A 17,752-nucleotide genomic window follows, 5' to 3' on the forward strand; every position below is an offset into this window, starting at 1 on the left:
AAATAGCCTAATAAGTAGAGCAAAAAGCTGCTTCAATATCACGCTTGCTAGCTTGCCAAGCTAAGGAGCCTAACATTCCACCAGCAAAACCGCCCGCATAGCCACCTATTCCAAAAGTAGTCGCACCACCAATTACCCCGCCAGCAAAACTAAATGCACCAACGATAAAATTACCTGTAAGTTCAGAGGCAGCACAACTTGCACCACTCACTTCTTCCACTTGCTCAAATGTTAACTCTTGCATATTATCTCTCCTTGAGATGATTAAAGATTACAGCCTGCCTTTCAGGCTTAAGATCGGCTCAAACAACCAGGCCATCAGGCTGCGTTGTTCCAGCACTATATCTGCGCTTAACAACATGCCCGATTGCAGCGGAACATTGTTGTTAAAAGCGCGGATTTGTTGCGATTCCAGTTGCACCTCAACGCGGTACACTGGCTCCTGCACGGCGACAGGCATATCTACTTCGTTGGGAAGTACTATAGCCTGCGCCGTTTTTATTACTTGCCCCTGGTAACTGCCAAAACGCTGGTACGGAAAGGCATCAAAACGTAAACGTGCCTGTTGCCCCGGCTGGACAAAACCATAAGCACGGGTGGGCACTAATAACACCGCCAGCAATTCAGCTTGTTCCGGCATTATGGTCAAAAGTGGCAAAGCCGCCGCTATGCTATTACCTAGCTCAGCCACTAAGTTAGTCACACGCCCCGCCACTGGAGCTGTTAACACCAGCTCTCCACGGCCCTGCAATTCAGTTTTTTGCTGTTGTAACTGCGATAACTCAGTGGCCAGAATGGCTTGCTGCTGTTGCTGCTCCATAGGTAAACGCGCTAACTGGCCCTGAATTTGTTGCACCTGATTCAGTTGCGCCTGTTCACTGGCTTTTTGCTCGGCCAGCAGTTGTTGCAGGTTGAGTAGCAGCTCTTTTTGCTTATCCAGCTCGTCCTGAGTGACAGCACCTTGTTGGCTGAGTGCCTGATAATCGGCATAGCGTTTTTGATTCAGTTCCAACCGCTGTTGCAACATCTGCTGTTGTTGGGTGATTTCGTTGATCAGTTGTTGGCTGGACACTAAACGGGAATTCAGCTCAAGCTGCTGTTGCCGATACTGCTGATTGCTTTGCTGCAGCCGTTGTTCAAGCAACAGAGCTTGTGTATCCAGGGCTTCAGTTAAACTTAAAGTTAAGCTTTGGCCCTGAGCCAGTTGGTCTTGTACTGAGATTTTTAGCAGCTTTTGACCAGCAGCCACTTGCTGACCATCTTCAATATAAATTTCACTGACCACACCAGCACGGGGAGCGGTAATTTTGGCTAAACCACGGTTGGGTTTTAAATAACCAGACACAGTTTCTTTGCGGTCGAAGGAGGCCCAGACTAAAAAGATAACCAACGCAGCCACCACCAGTACCAAAGCAGCAGTTAATACACTGGACGATACAGGTTGGGCAATCACCACTTCGCCATCGAGGCGGGCAGATTGACGCTGAATAGCTGACTGACGAAACAATCCTTGTGACACAACAACTCCAATGCAACAAAAAAACAAACCAATATAGGTAAATAAGTTGCTTAACACTAAGTTACATTAACAAAAAAAACACTTCAAGCACCTTTTTACCTAAAACAGATTAAAAAAACATAAATAAGTGAAATTAAAGCCTTTTTAACTGATCAATAAATTTACAGAGGTGAGCAACAGCCTTTAATTTATACAACTGCGCCCCGCAAACAAGGCATTGTGTGGTTTTCGTACAGAAATGGAGCTAAACCTCTGATTTATATATGTCGAACAATAAAAAATGGGCCCGCAGGCCCATTTTTTGATCAGTGAAAGTTTGAAATGGCAAAAACCTAAAGCACATCCACCTTAATTTTTGCTATTACATCCAGTGCTTTTTGTTTGGCCTGTTCTACGCTGTCGCCTAATGCTAAAGCCACGCCCATACGGCGTTCGCCTTGTACTTCGGGTTTGCCAAAAATACGCAGGTCGGTGTCGGGTTGCATTAAGGCCTGAGCCAGGTTGCCATAACCAATTTGTTGTGAATTGCCAGGAACCAGCAACACAGCTGAAGCCGCCGGGCCGTATTGGCGAATAACCGGAATAGGCAAACCTAAAATGGCGCGGGCATGCAGGGCAAATTCGGAATAGTTTTGCGAAATTAAAGTCACCATGCCAGTGTCGTGTGGTCGGGGTGATACTTCGCTAAACCACACCTGGTCGCCCTTCACGAACAACTCCACACCAAATAAACCAAAACCACCTAAAGCTTCAGTCACTACAGCGGCGTAACTTTGGGCTTTCTCCAATGCAGCAGCCGACATAGCCGCAGGTTGCCATGACTCGCGGTAGTCGCCTTTTTCCTGACGATGGCCTACAGGTTCACAGTATTGAGTGCCGGAAATTGAACGTACCGTCAGCAGCGTGATTTCGTAATCGAAGTCGATAAAACCTTCAACTATGACCCGGCCTTTACCGGCACGGCCACCTTCCTGTGCATAAGCCCAGGCGGCTTCTACATCAGCGTCGGATTTCAGCACAGACTGGCCTTTGCCGGAAGACGACATAATAGGTTTCACCACACAAGGGTAACCAATATGGGCCACAGCAGCTAAGTAACTGGCTTTGTCATCCGCAAAACGGAAAGGTGAGGTAGGCAGTTGTAACTCTTCTGCCGCTAAACGGCGAATACCTTCGCGGTTCATCGTCAGGTTGGCCGCTTTAGCGCTTGGGATCACAGTAAAACCTTGTTGCTCCAGCTCTACCAGCGTGCTGGTGGCTATGGCTTCCAGTTCAGGTACTATCAGTGCAGGTTTTTCTTTGATCACAATCTGGCGTAAGGTTGCACCGTCCAGCATGGAAATAACATAGTTACGGTCGGCCACCTGCATAGCAGGCGCATTGGCGTAACGGTCAACCGCTATCACTTCACAGCCTAAACGTTTGAGTTCAATACATACTTCTTTGCCCAGTTCTCCGCTACCTAATAACAGCACTTTGGTGGCATTGGCAGCACCCGGGGTTCCTATCTGGCTCATCTGCAGCTCCTTAATTTAATGTGCAAGAGCATAACAAAAATCATCCGCCAACACTTAATGATTTCAGCTGCATCTGGCTTGCTGAGGTATAGTAAAGTGAAACCCAAACAGAGCATTTTTATGTCCGAGCAACTTTGCCCTTTATGCCAGCAAGCTAATTCATGCAAAGCAGGTACAACAGAACAAAACCAGTGTTGGTGCATACAGCAGCAGTTTCCGGCTGAACTGCTGGCAAAAGCGCCGGATCAAAGCAGCTGTATATGCAGTGAATGCCTGAAAAAATTCAATGATCAAACAACCCTCTTCTATCCTGTCTGACAAAACATCAAATATCGGATTGCAATTATTGATGTGCGGGGGCAAGCCCCGATAGAGATGTGTTTGGAATTCAAGACGGGCGGGTACAAGACCCGCCCCTGCGGATTTATTTATCACTTCGCTTGAAATTTGTATACAAATTAAATTAATGTATCCAAAAATCTCTTGGGTGAAATTTTATGTGGCGCGACTTTAGCTTATCAGCCATAGCTGCTGGTTTTGTGGCTGTATTGGTTGGTTTTGCCAGTTCAGTGGCTATTGTATTTCAGGCTGCAGCAGCTGCCGGCGCCGATCAGGCGGTTATGGCGTCCTGGATTTTAGCCCTGGGCCTTGGCATGGGCTTCACCTGTATTGGTTTGTCCTTGTATTTTAAAGCGCCTGTACTTACAGCCTGGTCCACGCCTGGAGCCGCGCTTTTGGTCAGTAGTTTACAGGGCCTGAGTTTAGCTGAAGCTGTGGGGGTCTTTATCTTCGCTGCTGCTTTAAGTTTATTACTGGGCCTGACCGGCTGGTTTGAAAAACTCAGCAATAAAATTCCGCTGCAAATAGCCTCCGCTATGCTGGCCGGTATTTTATTTAACTTTGGTTTGTCGATTTTTACCTCGCTGCAGCAGGATTTATGGCTGGTGGGGCTGATGTGCGCTACATATCTGGTTAGCAAACAGTATCAACCCCGTTACGCTATTCCATTGGTGCTGCTGGTGGCTGTGCTTTATGTCAGCCAGCAAGGTCAGTTGGATCTTGCTCAGGTGCAGTTTGACTGGCCAGCGCCAGTCTGGATTTGGCCACAGTGGTCTGTCAGTGCTTTATTGGGCGTAGGTTTACCACTTTTTATTGTGACTTTAACCTCACAAAATATTCCGGGTTTAGCTGTGTTTAAAAGCAGCGGTTACCAGTTGCCGGTATCACCACTGATTAACGCCAGCGCCTTGACTACTATAGTGCTGGCGCCTTTAGGCGCTTTTTCTATTAATTTAGCAGCTATAACTGCTGCTATTTGTGCCAGCCCTGAAGCTCATGCAGATCCGGCCAAAAGATACAGTGCTGGCGTGGCCGCTGGTATTTTTTACTTACTGACAGGCTTGGCTGGCGCAGCGGTGGTGGCTGTATTTGCCGCTTTCCCTGCCACTTTAGTCACAGCTTTGGCCGGTTTGGCTTTGCTTGGCACTATAGGCACCAATTTGGCCTTAACCACACAAGCCGGGCCGCACCGGGAAGCCGCTGTCGTTACTTTGCTGGTGACAGTTTCAGGCGTCAGCTTTTTTGGTATAGCCTCAGCTTTTTGGGGTTTAGTGGCTGGCCTGGTTTGTACCCTGGTGCTGAAACTGCCACAGAAAAAGGCCAGTTAAATATGACCAAAGCCAGCTTATATCAGCAATTAAAGCAGGATATTCGGCAGGGAGTCTGGCCTGCAGGTGCAGTACTGAATCAACAGAAGTTATCGGATTATTATCAGGTCAGTCGTATTCCGGTGCGGGATGCTTTGCAACAACTCAAAGCTGAAGCTTTACTGATGATGGCAGGCAAGGCCAGCTTAATGGTGCCGCCTTTAACCGCAGCAGAAGCTGAAGAGTTATACCAAATTCGTTTGCAACTGGAACCTATGGCGTTGCGCCGCGCTTTTCCCCAGCTCACTTTTAGTGTACTTGGCCAGGCTGAAGATTTATTACAGCAGCTTGAACAGGATCAACATTTATCCGCCGCCGACAGAGGCGCCTTGAACTGGCAGTTTCATTTGATCTTGTATCAGCCAAGTAATTGCCCACATTTGTTGCGTTTGCTGCATAGCCTGCATCAGCAAGTGGAGCGCTATTTAGGCTTTCAGGAAATCAGTCTGAATTATGCTAATACCAGCCATCAGGAACACTGGCTGTTGTTGGAGTTACTACGAGCACAGCAATTGGATGCTGCTGTAGCTTTGCTACAACAGCATATTCAGCAAGCTGGGGAGTTATTAACCAGCCACTTACGACAACAGCCAGCCTGATTCGACAAAACTGTAGGGGCACGGTTTATCCGCGCCCGTCTTTAATCCAACAGAATTACCAACCTATTCAGTTTAAACTTTACGACGACGCCAAAACGCCAGACCAGCCAAAGCCAGCAGTAAAGCTGAACCCATAGAGCCGCCTGAGCTGCTGTCAGTCTCCTGGCCTGCCAGAGTATTTGGCTTCGGATTCAGGTTAGCGGCTGTGGTAGGGCTGTCGTTAATAATGGTAATGCGTTCAATGGTGACTATATTGGCTGCTGTAACCGGCACATTATTCGCCAAATCTGTTGCGCTGTAGTTGCGCAGTGGTGCTTCTCTGAAAACCCCTGCTCCTCCTGGTACATACAGATTATTAATACTGTCAACAACAGACATGCCTGTGACTACCCCAAAGACTGTATAGCCCGCATTGTCTTTGTCCAGATGGCTGGAGTTATCTTTGATATTCACAAACCAATGAGTAGTTGCGCTGTTTGGGCTGGCTTTTTTTGCCATAGCCACAGTACCACGCACATTCGACAGTTTTGGCTCGTTATCAACCGGGCCTCGTGGTGGAATCTCAACAAAAGGCGCTGCGTTATTACCGCTGTAGCGTTGGCCACCACCTTGTATTACAAAGTCTTTTAATGACCTGTGGAACACCGAATTGTCAAAAGTGCCATCTTTTACATAAGTCAGAAAATTAGTCACAGTTTTTGGTGTGGTTTGGTCAAACAGGTTAATTTCAAAATCACCCATATTGGTTTCAACCAATACTATGGTGGCTTCAGCCTGTTGACTGGTGAAAGCTAAAGCGGCGGCTAAAGTGGTTGTTACTATAGTTTTTTTAAACATCATAAAGATCCCTGAAACAAAGTGCCCCGACTTTAATTCAGTCGGGCGCAGCAATCCAGAGGCATTACACTTAGTTACGAACTAAACAACTTTGTTAACCTTTGAGCGTTTTGCAGAGGAAGCAGCTTTGCTCTGCGTTGTTTTGCGTCTGGTATTTTTATAGGCCGTTTTTTGTGTTGAACCTGTTTTAGCTATCTCTGCAGACACCTTTGCCTGTTGCACCAGCCTGGTAATTTCTGGTTCTAATTGCGACATAAACTGCGGATAATCTTGTTGCTGGTGGCAAATCTGCTCTAACTGGGCTTCCCACAAGGCCGTTAAATCCGGTGCTGTGATACGTTGTGGCAAACTTTGAATAAAAACCCGGCCTAACTGGCTGGCCCGAATTTGTTTGCCCCGGCGCTGCAAATAACCACGTTTAAATAACAGCTCCAGAATACCGGCCCGGGTGGCTTCTGTGCCCAAACCTGCGGTTTCTTTTAAGATACGTTTCAGTTCTGGATCGGTGACAAAACGACTGATGCCTGTCATAGCAGCCAATAAAGTGGCATCGGTAAAATAAGCCGGTGGCTGGGTTTGTTTTGACAGCAATTCCGACTGGCCCGACTGCAATTGCTGGCCTTTGGTTAAAGGAGGCAGCCTCTGCGATTCATCCGCATCTTCGTCCTGATCTTCTTTTTGACTGGTTTTATAAAAAGCTTTCCAGCCCAAAGACTGCAGCTGCCGCGCCTGAGCCTTAAATAAACCTCCGGCAATTTTAATCAGCGCTTGTTGTTCCAGATAACAATAAGGCGGGAAAAACTGCCATAAAAACTGCCGCGCTATCAGCCAATAGAGTTTGGCTTCAAAGGTATTCAAACTGGCTGACTTCAAGGCTTTGTCGGTAGGAATAATGGCGTGGTGCGCAGTAATTTTACTGTCATCCCAGGCTTTGCTGCGTAAGCTTAAATTCGCCTGTTGTTGCATCTCTGCATGTTCAGGGCTGTTCGCAACTATAGCGCGGCAAACCGCAGCAGACTGGCCAAATTGCTGCTCTGGTAAATGCCTGCAATCTGAACGTGGATAGGTAATAAGCTGATGACGTTCATACAATTGCTGACAAGTATCCAGCACTTGTTGGGCTGTCATGCCATAAAGTTTTGCCGCCTCAATTTGCAAAGCCGACAAACTAAAAGGCAAAGGCGCATACTGTTTTTTCGGTTGTTGCTGCACTTGCTCTACCACAGCGGGCTGAAAACTGGTTTTGCGCTGCACCAGTTCGGCCAACTCACGGTTCAGTACCCGGCCTTCTTCGTCCTGATAAGGCTCGCAGGCTTCGCTGGGTTGCCAGATGGCGCTAAAAGGCCAGTCAGCCCCGGTTAAATGCGCTTTGACCTGATAAAAGTCACGGCTGACAAAGTTTTCTATCAGTAAATCGCGCTGCACTACGAGGCCCAGCACCGGAGTTTGCACCCGGCCTACGGACAATACGCCCTGATACCCCAGCCTCTGGCCATGTAAGGTATAAGCGCGGGTTAAATTAATGCCGTATAACCAGTCAGCTCTGCTGCGCGCCAGGGCACTTTGAGATAAAGGCGAAAATTCAGAATTCAGCTTTAACTGCTGTAAAGCCAAACGCACTGCTGTTGGTGTTAAATCATTCAGCAACAGTCTTTTGGTTTGCTTCAGTTTGGTTTGACTGACTTTGCTGTGCTGCAATACTTCATCCACCAGCAGTTGGCCTTCCCGATCCGGGTCACCTGCATGCACCAGTTCTGTGGCCTCTTTGATCAGTTGGGTCAGTATTTTCAGCTGAGCTTTGCTTTGTGTTTTAGGCACCAGCTTCCACTCCTGCGGCACAATGGGCAAATGCTCCAGCCGCCAGCTTTTAAACACAGCATCATAAGCTTCGGGTTCAGCCTGCTCTAATAAATGACCAAGACACCAGCTGACTTTATCGCCATTGGTCAGTTGCAGATAACCCTGCTGCTTTTGGTGTGGCCCAAAGGCGTCGGCAATAGCGCGGGCCATACTGGGTTTTTCGGCGATAAATAGACGCATAATAGAAGCCCAATGAAGCACTGTATGAAAAAACAGTTAATTTAACCGTAGTTTTCCCAAAAAAGCAAAGGCCAGAGCATTTGTTTTCTGCCGGGCTCAGAGTAAGCTAAGGTTTTGCCGGGATAAACCGGTGCCTGCTTTGGTGAAGTGTCAGCATTGATTAAATTTTCAACTACAGGTTTGACCTTGTTGCGGATCCTTCTGCTGGCTATCGCCTATTTTGTTTTCGGCCAATTGGCTATGCTGCTGGCAATAGCACCTGGCATGGCGACTTCTGTATTTCCCTCTTTAGGCATAGCTATTGCCGCTGCATTATTGTGGGGTTACCCCATGCTGGCAGGCGCATTTTTAGGTTCGCTGATGTTTAAACTGGTTCAACCCGACTGGCCACAAGATTTAACCTGGTCAGATAAAGTGGTTTACAGCTTAAGCATGGCTGGCATAACAGCATTAACAGTAGCTTTTGCCTTAGGTGCGGTGCGTCGTTTTGCTCACTTTCACAGTGCCCTGACGTTTGAAAAAAGCATACTCTGGCTTTTTGTTTTAGCAGGTCCTTTTGCCTGTTTAATCAGTTCTGGTTTATCTACTTTGGTGTTAGAGCAGTTTGGTTTAGTGACCCCTGATCATGCCGGACTCAACTGGTTCACCTGGTGGGTTGGCGACATGATTGGCGTGATGATCGCTATTCCTCTGGTGTTTATGCTGTTTGCCAAGCCTCGCCCTTTATGGCGCACACGCTGGTTGACTGTGGGTTTGCCTTTATTGGTCTGCACTGCTTTGGTTGTGGCTTTATTTGTGCTGGCTCGCTTTCAACACCACCAAAGCATGCAGCAAAAGTTTTTTGATCAGTCAGAACAAATCAGTGCCACTTTTCAGTTCAGAGTAAGCAAAGTGCTGCAACAGATGCAGATGCTGGAGCGGCTCTTTGCCGTTCAACCTGAAGTGACAGAGCCGATGTTTCGGCAGTTCTTGCAGCACTACCCCTGGAATGAAGCTGGCGTATTGTTTTTTGATTGGGTTGAACTAGTGCCTCATTCCCGGCGTTCGGCAGTAGAAGCTCAGTTGCAGACTGGTTTTAAAGAGTATGCCAACCCCGGAGTAAAATCTGCAGCAGTGCGTTCCCATTATAGTGTCATTCGGTATCTGGCTTCAGCCTCTGGTGATACATCTTTTGCAGGTTTGGATTTAGCTGCAGATCCTGTGCGAAAAGAAGCCATGGACTATGCGATGGATTCGGGCAGTATCAGTATCACAGCCCCTGTACGGTTGGTGAGTGGCAATGCTGCTTTAGTGTTTTTTATTCCTGTGTATCAGCAGGGTGTGATCCCAAAAAGCCTTGATGAAAAACGCCAAAAAATTCGTGGTTTTATCTGCGGCATCTTTGAAACTGAACTCTTAGTGCAAACCAGTTTAAGCCAATACGATACCTCAGAGTTTCATTTACATATCAGAGATTTAGGCACAGGGTTACCCTATTACAGCTCATTGCCTGAACCAGCAGCTCAGACCAGTTATCTGACCTGGACCCGCCAGTGGTCGCATGCAGGACGTTCGCTGGAGCTGCAGCTGGTTCCCAGCAAAACCCTGCTGAATCTCAACTCAGGTCAACAAAGCTGGTATGTGTTAACCGGTGGCCTGGTGTTATGCAGCCTGCTTGGTATTTTCCTGCTGGTTTTAACTGGGCGATCAGCCCGCATTGAGCATTTAATTACCCAGCGCACCAAAGAGCTGAGTTCTATTCTGGACAATGCCATTGAATCTATTGTGATAGTGGACCAGCAGGGTTTAATTGAGCGGGTGAATAAAGAAACCTCTTTGCTCTTTGGTTATGCTATGCCATCCCTGCTACGCCAGCCTGTCAGTAAGTTATTAGCTTGCTTACCTGAACATAAAAACCATCAATTGTTGCAACCTTTAACAGTGGAGCAACTGAACTTATGGGTGGGCCATACGGTAGAAGTGACAGGTTTAAGTGAAGACGGCCAGCAAATTCCGCTGGAAATGGGCTTAAGCCGGGTGGATATTGCAGATAAACATTTGTATACCCTGATGCTGCACGATTTACGTGAACGCAAAAAAATCGATCGGATGAAAAGTGAGTTTATATCCACTGTCAGCCATGAATTACGCACGCCTCTGACCTCTATTAACGGCTCCTTGGGTTTATTGGCTGGAGGTGTGACAGGTGAATTACCGCCACAAGCCCAGCAACTGGTGCAAATTGCTAAAACCAACACTGACAGACTGGCGCGGCTGGTCAACGATATTCTGGACATTGAAAAACTGGAGTTTGGCCAGTTAAAGCTGCAACCAACAGAAGTGGACGTATTGCAGTTGCTGCAAGAAGCCAAACAACAAAATCAGGCCTATGCCGACAAATACTCAGTACGTCTGGATTTAGTGGTTCCCACTGACCACACAGCAGTTTATCTGTATCAGGATAAATTCCGCCTGCTGCAAATTTTGTCGAATTTAATCTCTAATGCCATTAAGTTTTCACCCAGCCACTCCGTCGTGAAGTTAAGTTATCAGCAGCATGATCACTACCTTGTGATTAAAGTGAAAGATCAGGGCACTGGTATAGCCGAATCCTTTCGCAGCAAAATTTTCCAGAAATTTGCTCAGGCCGACAGCTCAGACAGCCGCAGTAATCAGGGATCTGGTTTAGGTTTAAATATCAGTAAAACTCTGGTTGAAATGATGCAGGGCAACATAGACTTCGAATCGGAGCTGGGCAAAGGCACCTGTTTTAGCCTGACATTTCCCTGTTATCAGCCATTAAATCGTCATGGTAAAAGCTCGGTGCAGGATTAAAAAGGTTGTTTATACTCAAAGCCGCCGTACCCATGTAAAAACATAACTAAAAGGTAAATCCATGAAAGATTTATACAAACTCAGTCTGACCGCGGCCTTGGTCAGTTCGGCTTTGCTGCTGGGCGCCTGTGGCGAAAAAGTGGTGACTGTTACAGAATCAACTTCGGTCTCCGCAGAGGTGAATGCAGAGCAAGCCAAAGCTTTTGTCAAAACGGCAGGGGATGAACTCAGTACTTTATTGCTGGAAGTCAATCGCGCCGACTGGATCGCATCGAACTTCATCACCGAAGATACCGAAGCTTTATCTGCAGCAGCAGGCCAGGAGCTGACGGAAACTGTGGTGCGTTTAGCCAATAAAGCCGCCCGTTTTAATGACGTTGATGTTGATTACGACACCCGCCGCCAACTGGAAAAACTCAAACAAGCTCTGACCTTAGCTGCACCTGCTGACAAAGCAAAAACTGAAGAGTTATCCGGCATAGTGGCCAAGCTGAATGCCATGTATGGTAAAGGCAAATACTGTAAAACACCGGACAACTGTCTGGATTTAGGCCAGATGTCCAGCACTATGGCGACATCCCGCAACTACGACGAACAACTGGAAATGTGGACTGGCTGGCACAATACCGCAGCGCCTATGAAACCTATTTATGCACGTCAGGTAGAACTGGCCAATGAAGGCGCTAAAGAGCTGGGTTATGCCGATACCGGCGTGTTGTGGCGTTCTAAATACGATATGGAACCCAATGCTTTTGCGCTGGAACTGGATAAACAGTGGGGCGCAGTTAAGCCTTTGTACGATGCTTTGCATTGCCATGTGCGGGCTAAGTTATCGGAAAAATACGGTGCCGACAAAGTACCGCTAGACAAACCTATTCCGGCACATTTACTCGGCAATATGTGGGCTCAGACCTGGGGCAATATTTATGACTTAGTAGCGCCAGAAGATGCCGATCCGGGTTATGACGTGACTCAACTGCTAGCCGATAAAGGCTACGACGAAATTAAAATGGTCAAAGGTGCTGAAGGCTTTTTTACTTCATTAGGTTTTGCACCTTTACCTGAAACCTTCTGGACCCGTTCTTTATTTGTGAAACCCAGAGACAGAGATGTGGTATGCCATGCGTCAGCCTGGGATTTAGACGCCAAAGACGATTTACGCATTAAAATGTGTATTCAGCGCACAGGCGAAGAGTTTTCAGTGATCCACCACGAACTGGGGCATAACTTCTACCAACGTGCGTACAAAGATCAGCCGGTGTTTTATCAGGAAAGTGCCAATGATGGTTTCCATGAAGCCATTGGTGACACCATAGCGTTATCTGTTACCCCAAAGTATTTGCAACAAATTGGTTTACTGGAGCAGATTCCGGACGAGTCAAAAGACATTGGCTTATTGCTGAAAATGGCGCTGGATAAAGTGGCCTTCCTGCCTTTTGGTTTATTAGTCGACCAATGGCGTTGGCAGGTATTTTCAGGTCAGGTGACACCAGAGCAATACAACGCAGCCTGGTGGAAATTACGTGAACAATATCAGGGCGTGGCTGCGCCTACAGCCCGCACTGAAGCCGATTTTGACGCAGGTGCTAAATACCATGTGCCGGGTAATACGCCTTATACCCGTTATTTCCTGGCTCATATTCTGCAGTTCCAGTTCCACAAAGCTTTATGTGAAAAAGCCGGTGACTCAGGCGCTATTCACCGCTGTTCAATCTACAACAGCAAAGAAGCTGGGGCGGCATTAAACGACATGCTGGAAATGGGTTCCAGCCGGCCATGGCAGGAAGCTTTAGCCAAATTAACAGGCAAACCAGATATGGATTCAAGTGCCATTCTGGCTTATTTTGCGCCGTTAAAAACCTGGCTGGATGAGCAAAACAAAGACAGACAATGCGGCTGGTAATAGCAAATTGAATGAGTTAAAGGCAGCCCAGGCTGCCTTTTTTGTCGTTGCATCAGCAGTTTAAAAAAACTCTCTGCCTCTGTCGAATTTGTAGGGCCTGAGCCGACTAAGGTGAGAGACAGTGACACCCATTGTCAGTAAACAGCCAACAGGAGGGCCTCATGGCCAAGATGCTTTTTGTGAATTTACCCTGCAGCAACTTAAGCGCTGCTATCGAATTTTATCAGGCTTTGGGATTTCAACAGAACCTGCAATTTAGTGACGACACAGCCTCTTGTATGGTCTGGAGTGAGCATATTTTTGTCATGCTGTTAACCCATTCCAAATGGCAGAGCTTTACCCAAAGGCCAATACCGGACCAGGGCAGCAGTGAAGTGATGCTGGCTTTAAGTTGTGATAACAAAGAAGCAGTGGATCAGGTGTGCGATGCAGCGGCTAAAGCTGGTGGTACAGCCGACATCAATGCAAAGCAGGATTTAGGCTTTATGTATGGCCGCTCCATGCTGGATTTAGATGGTCATATCTGGGAGTTTTTCTGGATGGACCCTGCTGCAGTGGCTGGCTAATTCGACCAGGGGTAAACCGATGGCTTGGCTTCAGGTTTACCCGCCACCAATAGACATTATTATTGGAGAACACCAGTATCCAAACAGTAAGTTGTAGAGCAAGCTATGGCCATGGCACACTGAGGAAAAGCAAATCAGGGACAGACGATGGCAGAAAATACAGAGTTAAATTTTGATTGGTCAAAAGCAGTATCTTGGCCGAAAGGAAACGAGCCAGAGCAAAGCTTCGACCTGAGTGGCCCAACACCAGCAGTTGCTGGATTAACTGAACCAGAAGTTTTACCCATTGATCAATTGAATAGGGCTGATACAGCTAAGTTTCTAACTGAGCTGGCCAAACTCAAAAAGGCTGGGTACGTGCTAAACCTGAACTGTCCTTGGGGTACAGGCAAAACCTGGTTTTTAAAACGTTGGCTTTTAACGCTGCAAAACCAGCACCCAGTAGTTTATATAGACGCCTGGAAATACGACCACAACGACAGTCCTTTATTGATTATTTTGCAGCATATAATCAAAACCTTACAGGAACAGTCACCACAAGCTAAAAGGCTTGGCGACAGAATAAAAACATCCAAAGGGTTTGCGACAGCAAAAGTATTAGGGCCAGAACTGGTTAAAGCCATGTTTCGCATAGACTTAGAAAAAGTGATGAATAGTGCAGACTTTGAAGCAAAAAAATCCGCATCAGCTATAGCTGATTTAGCCTCAAAAACTACAGCATTGCTGCTCGATAATGTCAGCAAAGAAACAGAGGCTGTCGACGATCTTAAAATGGCTATAGCCAAACTGCTGGACAGCATCATAGGGCAAAAAGCAAAAACTAATTTGAATTACCCGTTGTTTGTCTTTGTTGATGAGTTAGACCGTTGTCGTCCGACCTTTGCTATCGAAATGCTCGAGGCCATAAAACATGTATTTGGCATTCCTCAGATATTCTTTGTGATTGCAACAGACTCAGAACAACTACAGCATTCGATTAATGCTGTCTACGGTGAAAAGTTTGGCAGCTATAACTACTTAAAACGCTTTTTTGATGCCAGTTTTCAGTTAGAAACACCAACATTACAAAATTACGTTTCAACCCAAAGTGAGTTGGATACTGTTTTTACTTATTATGAATCCGAGCAGTCAGACATATTCGAAAAACAAAACAGAGAAGATTTTTGTAAATTCATCTCTGGGCTCGCTGCTGACTTGTCTTTTGATCTAAGAACTACAAAACAGTGGCTTTCCAGACTTGAGTTAATTGTAAAACTTTCGGGAGAGAGGTTAAAGCTAGTTCCATTTATAGGGCTACTAGCTCTATCAGCAATTAAGGAAAAAAGTAATATCCTTTATGCGACATTGCCAACTTCAAATTATGACTCAAGCCAAGTTGTTACTTCGCTGAGACCTATTTTCGTGAGCAATGACAAGGCAAATACGGCCTTACTCAAGTTAACAGAAGAAACTTTTTTGCGATATTCGAAGCAGAGTACTGAGATCAAACAAGTCATCCAACACCACTTTATTGGAGTAGTTTCTGACTTGTTTGTAGCAGTTAGCTCAAGAAACAATCCAACTAACGTAGCCAATAATAGGACTCTGATTAGCCAGGAATATAAAACACTCTACTCTCCTAAAGGCAGCATATTGAACAACATTAACTCTTTGCTTGAGCTATCAGGCCAACTGCATATAAATAACTAGACCCTCACTCCAAACTTAAGAGCTGCAGCGCGACGGCCAGCGAAAGAATCCCCAACATACATAGTTTACCTATGTGATTGGGGTGAAAGAGTCTGGACAACAAAGCTGCAGTTTCAAGTACGACGGGGAAAAGGTTACTCCCAGCTTACACCTTTTTGCTCACGTATAGCCGCCTGTAATAATGCAATTAAAGGCACAGCACGGTGTTTCAGTGGAATAACCGCAGGTTTCTCTTTATCTGCTGAATCTTGTGGTAATTCTGCCTGCTCCCTGGCTTCCAGTTCTGATAAGCCTTGTTGCAGTAAAGCTAAAGCTTCGGTCACGTCTTCTGCAAATAAAGCACCTGGTGCTTTAGGTAAACGCCCCATCAGTTCCAGTAACTGCAAAGCGACATTGCCGAACATCTGTACCGGCGCTGCGGCTATGGATTTAAATGTAATTAGCATAACAATCTGATATTCCGGATGAATGAAGCTTCAGCATGCGCCGTTCTGTGGTAAACCACAAGCAAACTGCATTCTGCAGCCTCAGAACTGAACTAACGTCTATACAAAAGTGATATACCTCTTTAGAATTCAGTAAAATCTGCAAAATTTTACATAAGCTAACGATCTGGTTACAAGGAAGAAGTATGACAGTGTTGCCGCGTTTTTTTCATAGTCTGTTTTTAGTCTTACCTCTGCTGCTATTAGCCGCCTGTGGTGGTTCTGATAAAACCGAAGATGCTACTGCAGTGACAGTCAGTGCAAGCACAGCCAATCTGGATATTGGTTTCCCTGATCGTTTTACCACTGTATCCGCCACAGTCCGGGATACAGATGGCGTACTGCTACGTAACGCTACAGTTCAATTCAGTACAAATTTGGGCAGTTTCAGTGCCACAGAAGTGGTGACACGCACAACAGCTGAAACAGGCCGTGGCGGCTCTAATGACGCAGGGGAAGGTGTAGCAGCAGTTCGCTTATATCCAGGCCAAAGTGGAGGTACAGCCACTGTTACTGCTTATGTAAATGGTGTTCAGACTTCTACGACGATAACAGTTGCTGGTACAGCTCCAGAACCTGAACGGCCAGTACCTGCCAGTATTAGCATTACAGCAAGTGAGCGCGCCATTTTTGTTGCTGGTGTAGGCCAGATGGAAAGCAGCACTATTACAGTACGTTTGCTTACATCTACAGGTGGCGCAGCACAAGATGCTCCTGCAGGGGTCAATAATGTGCGGGTTAGTTTTGCCACCCAGCCAAATGGTGGTGAACTGTTGTTTGGCACCCAGGCTTCAGGTCAATTGGTTCAGCATGATAAAACGGTCGATGTAGCCACCAGCAATGGGGTTGCCACCTTAACTTTAAGTTCAGGTCAATTACCCGGTGTAGTTGAGTTAAAAGCTGAGGCTTTAACGAACGACGGAACCAGTTACAACCCAGTCATTCAGGCCACAATTTCAGCCTTAAGTATAGCGTCTGGACCTACTCATTCTATTGTGCTGAGCTACCCAAGAGAAAATGCCATTGAAGATATGGGAAATGGTATCTACAGACGAATTGGCGGCTTGCTGGCAACAGACAGATACGGTAACCCGGTGGCAGATGGCACTGTAGTCAATCTGGGGGTGATCGACAGTGTGTTGTTATCCAACCGCGCACCACAAATTAACTATGGTTTCAGCAGTACTGTCATAGATGGCAATGCCACCACCACAGCAAACTCTGCTTTGTTAACGGATTTGAGTAATGCTCTGTTTAAAAGCGCGGTGCTTACCAGAAATAACACCAGTCGCTTTATTGAAGCTCAGGACAGGGTGCTCATCCTAAATGCTCAGGCTGCGGATAAGAGCCGCTTTGTTGCGGCACTACCTGAACAAGATATCAGTCTGACAACCAACAAAGCTTATGTGAATACGGCAAGCCAACTGGAATATATGGTAGGGGCCTCTTTGCTGGGTGCTCAGATTTCAGGCGTGGACCCTGCAAAAGAAGAATTAGTCAGTGGTCAGGCGGTAACTACTGACGGCGCTGCCACTTTTTATCTGACTTATCCAGCCAATCAAAACACCATCAGAGCGGGCTGTGTTGATCCATCCGTTGAGACGCGTTTTTTACCACAAGGATCGGCACAGGTCTGGGTAGTGGCGGAAGCAAGCGGTAGCAGCGCAACGACCATAGATAATCAGGAATGTTTCGATTATATGGCCCCTGCAACTATCACTGAGACTACAGGGCAAAGTGCAATTAGAGGCTCTGCGGTATTACAGCTTGAGGTTGAAGACGCCTCTTCCATACACTTACCTTTTTTGAATATATCAACCAGCGTCAGTTATGGTTCAGCCAATACAGGTGGTCTTTTAGTGACTGTAGGAAGCTGCAATTCAGGAACAAACAATAGAACAAACACCAACGGTGTGTGCAGTCTGCCAATCACTGTTTCAGGGGGCAATAGCGACGATACAGCAACTGTCTCTTTAAGCACATCAGGGGGCAATACACTGGCAATCAATGTCACTGTACCTTAAGTTTGAATTAGACTGCCTTGCGCAGGCTTTTTTATCTGTTACTCCAGCGGCAA

14 protein-coding genes are annotated in these 17,752 nt (G+C 46.6%); 8 read left to right on the top strand and 6 right to left on the bottom strand.

What is annotated here, in order from left to right; translation table 11 throughout:
- Window positions 1–7: 7 nt before the first annotated feature.
- The 3 genes from RHEIN_RS00790 to purT form a co-directional block, all read right to left on the bottom strand.
- Window positions 8–244, bottom strand: a complete 237-nt coding sequence (locus RHEIN_RS00790) for a hypothetical protein (RefSeq protein WP_008897059.1) — start codon at window positions 242–244, stop codon at window positions 8–10.
- A 27-nt stretch (window positions 245–271) separates the two neighbouring features.
- A complete protein-coding gene (locus RHEIN_RS00795; protein ID WP_008897060.1) occupies window positions 272–1,519 on the bottom strand; it encodes an HlyD family secretion protein in 1,248 nt (415 codons plus the stop codon).
- Window positions 1,520–1,851: 332 nt separating this feature from the next.
- Complete coding sequence (gene purT, locus RHEIN_RS00800; protein ID WP_008897061.1) at window positions 1,852–3,036, bottom strand: formate-dependent phosphoribosylglycinamide formyltransferase; 1,185 nt, start codon at window positions 3,034–3,036, stop codon at window positions 1,852–1,854.
- Window positions 3,037–3,156: 120 nt separating this feature from the next.
- Here purT and RHEIN_RS21425 point away from each other — a divergent pair, with 120 nt between their 5' ends.
- The 3 genes from RHEIN_RS21425 to RHEIN_RS00815 all read left to right on the top strand — a co-directional run bounded on the left by RHEIN_RS21425 (window position 3,157) and on the right by RHEIN_RS00815 (window position 5,341).
- Window positions 3,157–3,354, top strand: coding sequence for a cysteine-rich CWC family protein (locus RHEIN_RS21425; protein ID WP_040554224.1), 198 nt, complete (start codon window positions 3,157–3,159; stop codon window positions 3,352–3,354).
- Between the two features lie 179 nt (window positions 3,355–3,533).
- Window positions 3,534–4,703 (top strand): benzoate/H(+) symporter BenE family transporter, encoded by a 1,170-nt coding sequence (locus RHEIN_RS00810; protein ID WP_008897062.1) that lies wholly within the window; start codon window positions 3,534–3,536, stop codon window positions 4,701–4,703.
- Window positions 4,704–4,705: 2 nt separating this feature from the next.
- A complete protein-coding gene (locus tag RHEIN_RS00815) occupies window positions 4,706–5,341 on the top strand; it encodes a GntR family transcriptional regulator (RefSeq protein WP_008897063.1) in 636 nt (211 codons plus the stop codon).
- Window positions 5,342–5,413: 72 nt separating this feature from the next.
- Here RHEIN_RS00815 and RHEIN_RS00820 read toward each other — a convergent pair whose 3' ends face one another.
- Together RHEIN_RS00820 and RHEIN_RS00825 are read right to left on the bottom strand one after the other, a co-directional pair.
- Window positions 5,414–6,181 (bottom strand): peptidylprolyl isomerase, encoded by a 768-nt coding sequence (locus RHEIN_RS00820; protein WP_008897064.1) that lies wholly within the window; start codon window positions 6,179–6,181, stop codon window positions 5,414–5,416.
- A gap of 78 nt (window positions 6,182–6,259) precedes the next feature.
- Complete coding sequence (locus tag RHEIN_RS00825) at window positions 6,260–8,218, bottom strand: DNA topoisomerase III (RefSeq protein ID WP_008897065.1); 1,959 nt, start codon at window positions 8,216–8,218, stop codon at window positions 6,260–6,262.
- Between the two features lie 156 nt (window positions 8,219–8,374).
- On the opposite strand from RHEIN_RS00825, the gene RHEIN_RS20195 reads away from it, so the two are divergent.
- The 4 genes from RHEIN_RS20195 (at window position 8,375) to RHEIN_RS20200 (ending at window position 15,190) form a co-directional block, all read left to right on the top strand.
- Complete coding sequence (locus RHEIN_RS20195; protein ID WP_139056375.1) at window positions 8,375–11,032, top strand: CHASE domain-containing protein; 2,658 nt, start codon at window positions 8,375–8,377, stop codon at window positions 11,030–11,032.
- Between the two features lie 61 nt (window positions 11,033–11,093).
- Window positions 11,094–12,935, top strand: a complete 1,842-nt coding sequence (locus RHEIN_RS00835; RefSeq protein WP_008897067.1) for a M2 family metallopeptidase — start codon at window positions 11,094–11,096, stop codon at window positions 12,933–12,935.
- Between the two features lie 161 nt (window positions 12,936–13,096).
- The gene (locus RHEIN_RS00840) at window positions 13,097–13,501 is read left to right on the top strand and encodes a VOC family protein (RefSeq protein WP_008897068.1); all 405 of its coding nucleotides are present in this window, start codon (window positions 13,097–13,099) and stop codon (window positions 13,499–13,501) included.
- 147 nt (window positions 13,502–13,648) lie between these two features.
- Complete coding sequence (locus RHEIN_RS20200; protein WP_008897069.1) at window positions 13,649–15,190, top strand: KAP family P-loop NTPase fold protein; 1,542 nt, start codon at window positions 13,649–13,651, stop codon at window positions 15,188–15,190.
- 134 nt (window positions 15,191–15,324) lie between these two features.
- Here RHEIN_RS20200 and RHEIN_RS00850 read toward each other — a convergent pair whose 3' ends face one another.
- A complete protein-coding gene (locus RHEIN_RS00850) occupies window positions 15,325–15,636 on the bottom strand; it encodes a DUF1840 domain-containing protein (protein WP_008897070.1) in 312 nt (103 codons plus the stop codon).
- Between the two features lie 185 nt (window positions 15,637–15,821).
- Here RHEIN_RS00850 and RHEIN_RS00855 point away from each other — a divergent pair, with 185 nt between their 5' ends.
- Complete coding sequence (locus RHEIN_RS00855; RefSeq protein ID WP_008897071.1) at window positions 15,822–17,699, top strand: hypothetical protein; 1,878 nt, start codon at window positions 15,822–15,824, stop codon at window positions 17,697–17,699.
- The last annotated feature ends 53 nt before the right edge of the window (window positions 17,700–17,752 follow it).

Source organism: Rheinheimera sp. A13L, assembly GCF_000217935.1.
GTDB lineage: Bacteria > Pseudomonadota > Gammaproteobacteria > Enterobacterales > Alteromonadaceae > Pararheinheimera.

Bases quoted from the DNA above. Each gene is read 5' to 3' on its own strand.
- RHEIN_RS00835 (WP_008897067.1), top strand. From the start codon at position 11,094: ATGAAAGATTTATACAAACTCAGTCTGACCGCGGCCTTGGTCAGTTCG.
- RHEIN_RS00810 (WP_008897062.1), top strand. From the start codon at position 3,534: ATGTGGCGCGACTTTAGCTTATCAGCCATAGCTGCTGGTTTTGTGGCT.
- RHEIN_RS00815 (WP_008897063.1), top strand. From the start codon at position 4,706: ATGACCAAAGCCAGCTTATATCAGCAATTAAAGCAGGATATTCGGCAG.
- RHEIN_RS21425 (WP_040554224.1), top strand. From the start codon at position 3,157: ATGTCCGAGCAACTTTGCCCTTTATGCCAGCAAGCTAATTCATGCAAA.
- RHEIN_RS00850 (WP_008897070.1), bottom strand. From the start codon at position 15,636: ATGCTAATTACATTTAAATCCATAGCCGCAGCGCCGGTACAGATGTTC.
- RHEIN_RS20200 (WP_008897069.1), top strand. From the start codon at position 13,649: ATGGCAGAAAATACAGAGTTAAATTTTGATTGGTCAAAAGCAGTATCT.
- RHEIN_RS00820 (WP_008897064.1), bottom strand. From the start codon at position 6,181: ATGATGTTTAAAAAAACTATAGTAACAACCACTTTAGCCGCCGCTTTA.
- RHEIN_RS00840 (WP_008897068.1), top strand. From the start codon at position 13,097: ATGGCCAAGATGCTTTTTGTGAATTTACCCTGCAGCAACTTAAGCGCT.
- RHEIN_RS00825 (WP_008897065.1), bottom strand. From the start codon at position 8,218: ATGCGTCTATTTATCGCCGAAAAACCCAGTATGGCCCGCGCTATTGCC.
- purT (WP_008897061.1), bottom strand. From the start codon at position 3,036: ATGAGCCAGATAGGAACCCCGGGTGCTGCCAATGCCACCAAAGTGCTG.
- RHEIN_RS00790 (WP_008897059.1), bottom strand. From the start codon at position 244: ATGCAAGAGTTAACATTTGAGCAAGTGGAAGAAGTGAGTGGTGCAAGT.
- RHEIN_RS00855 (WP_008897071.1), top strand. From the start codon at position 15,822: ATGACAGTGTTGCCGCGTTTTTTTCATAGTCTGTTTTTAGTCTTACCT.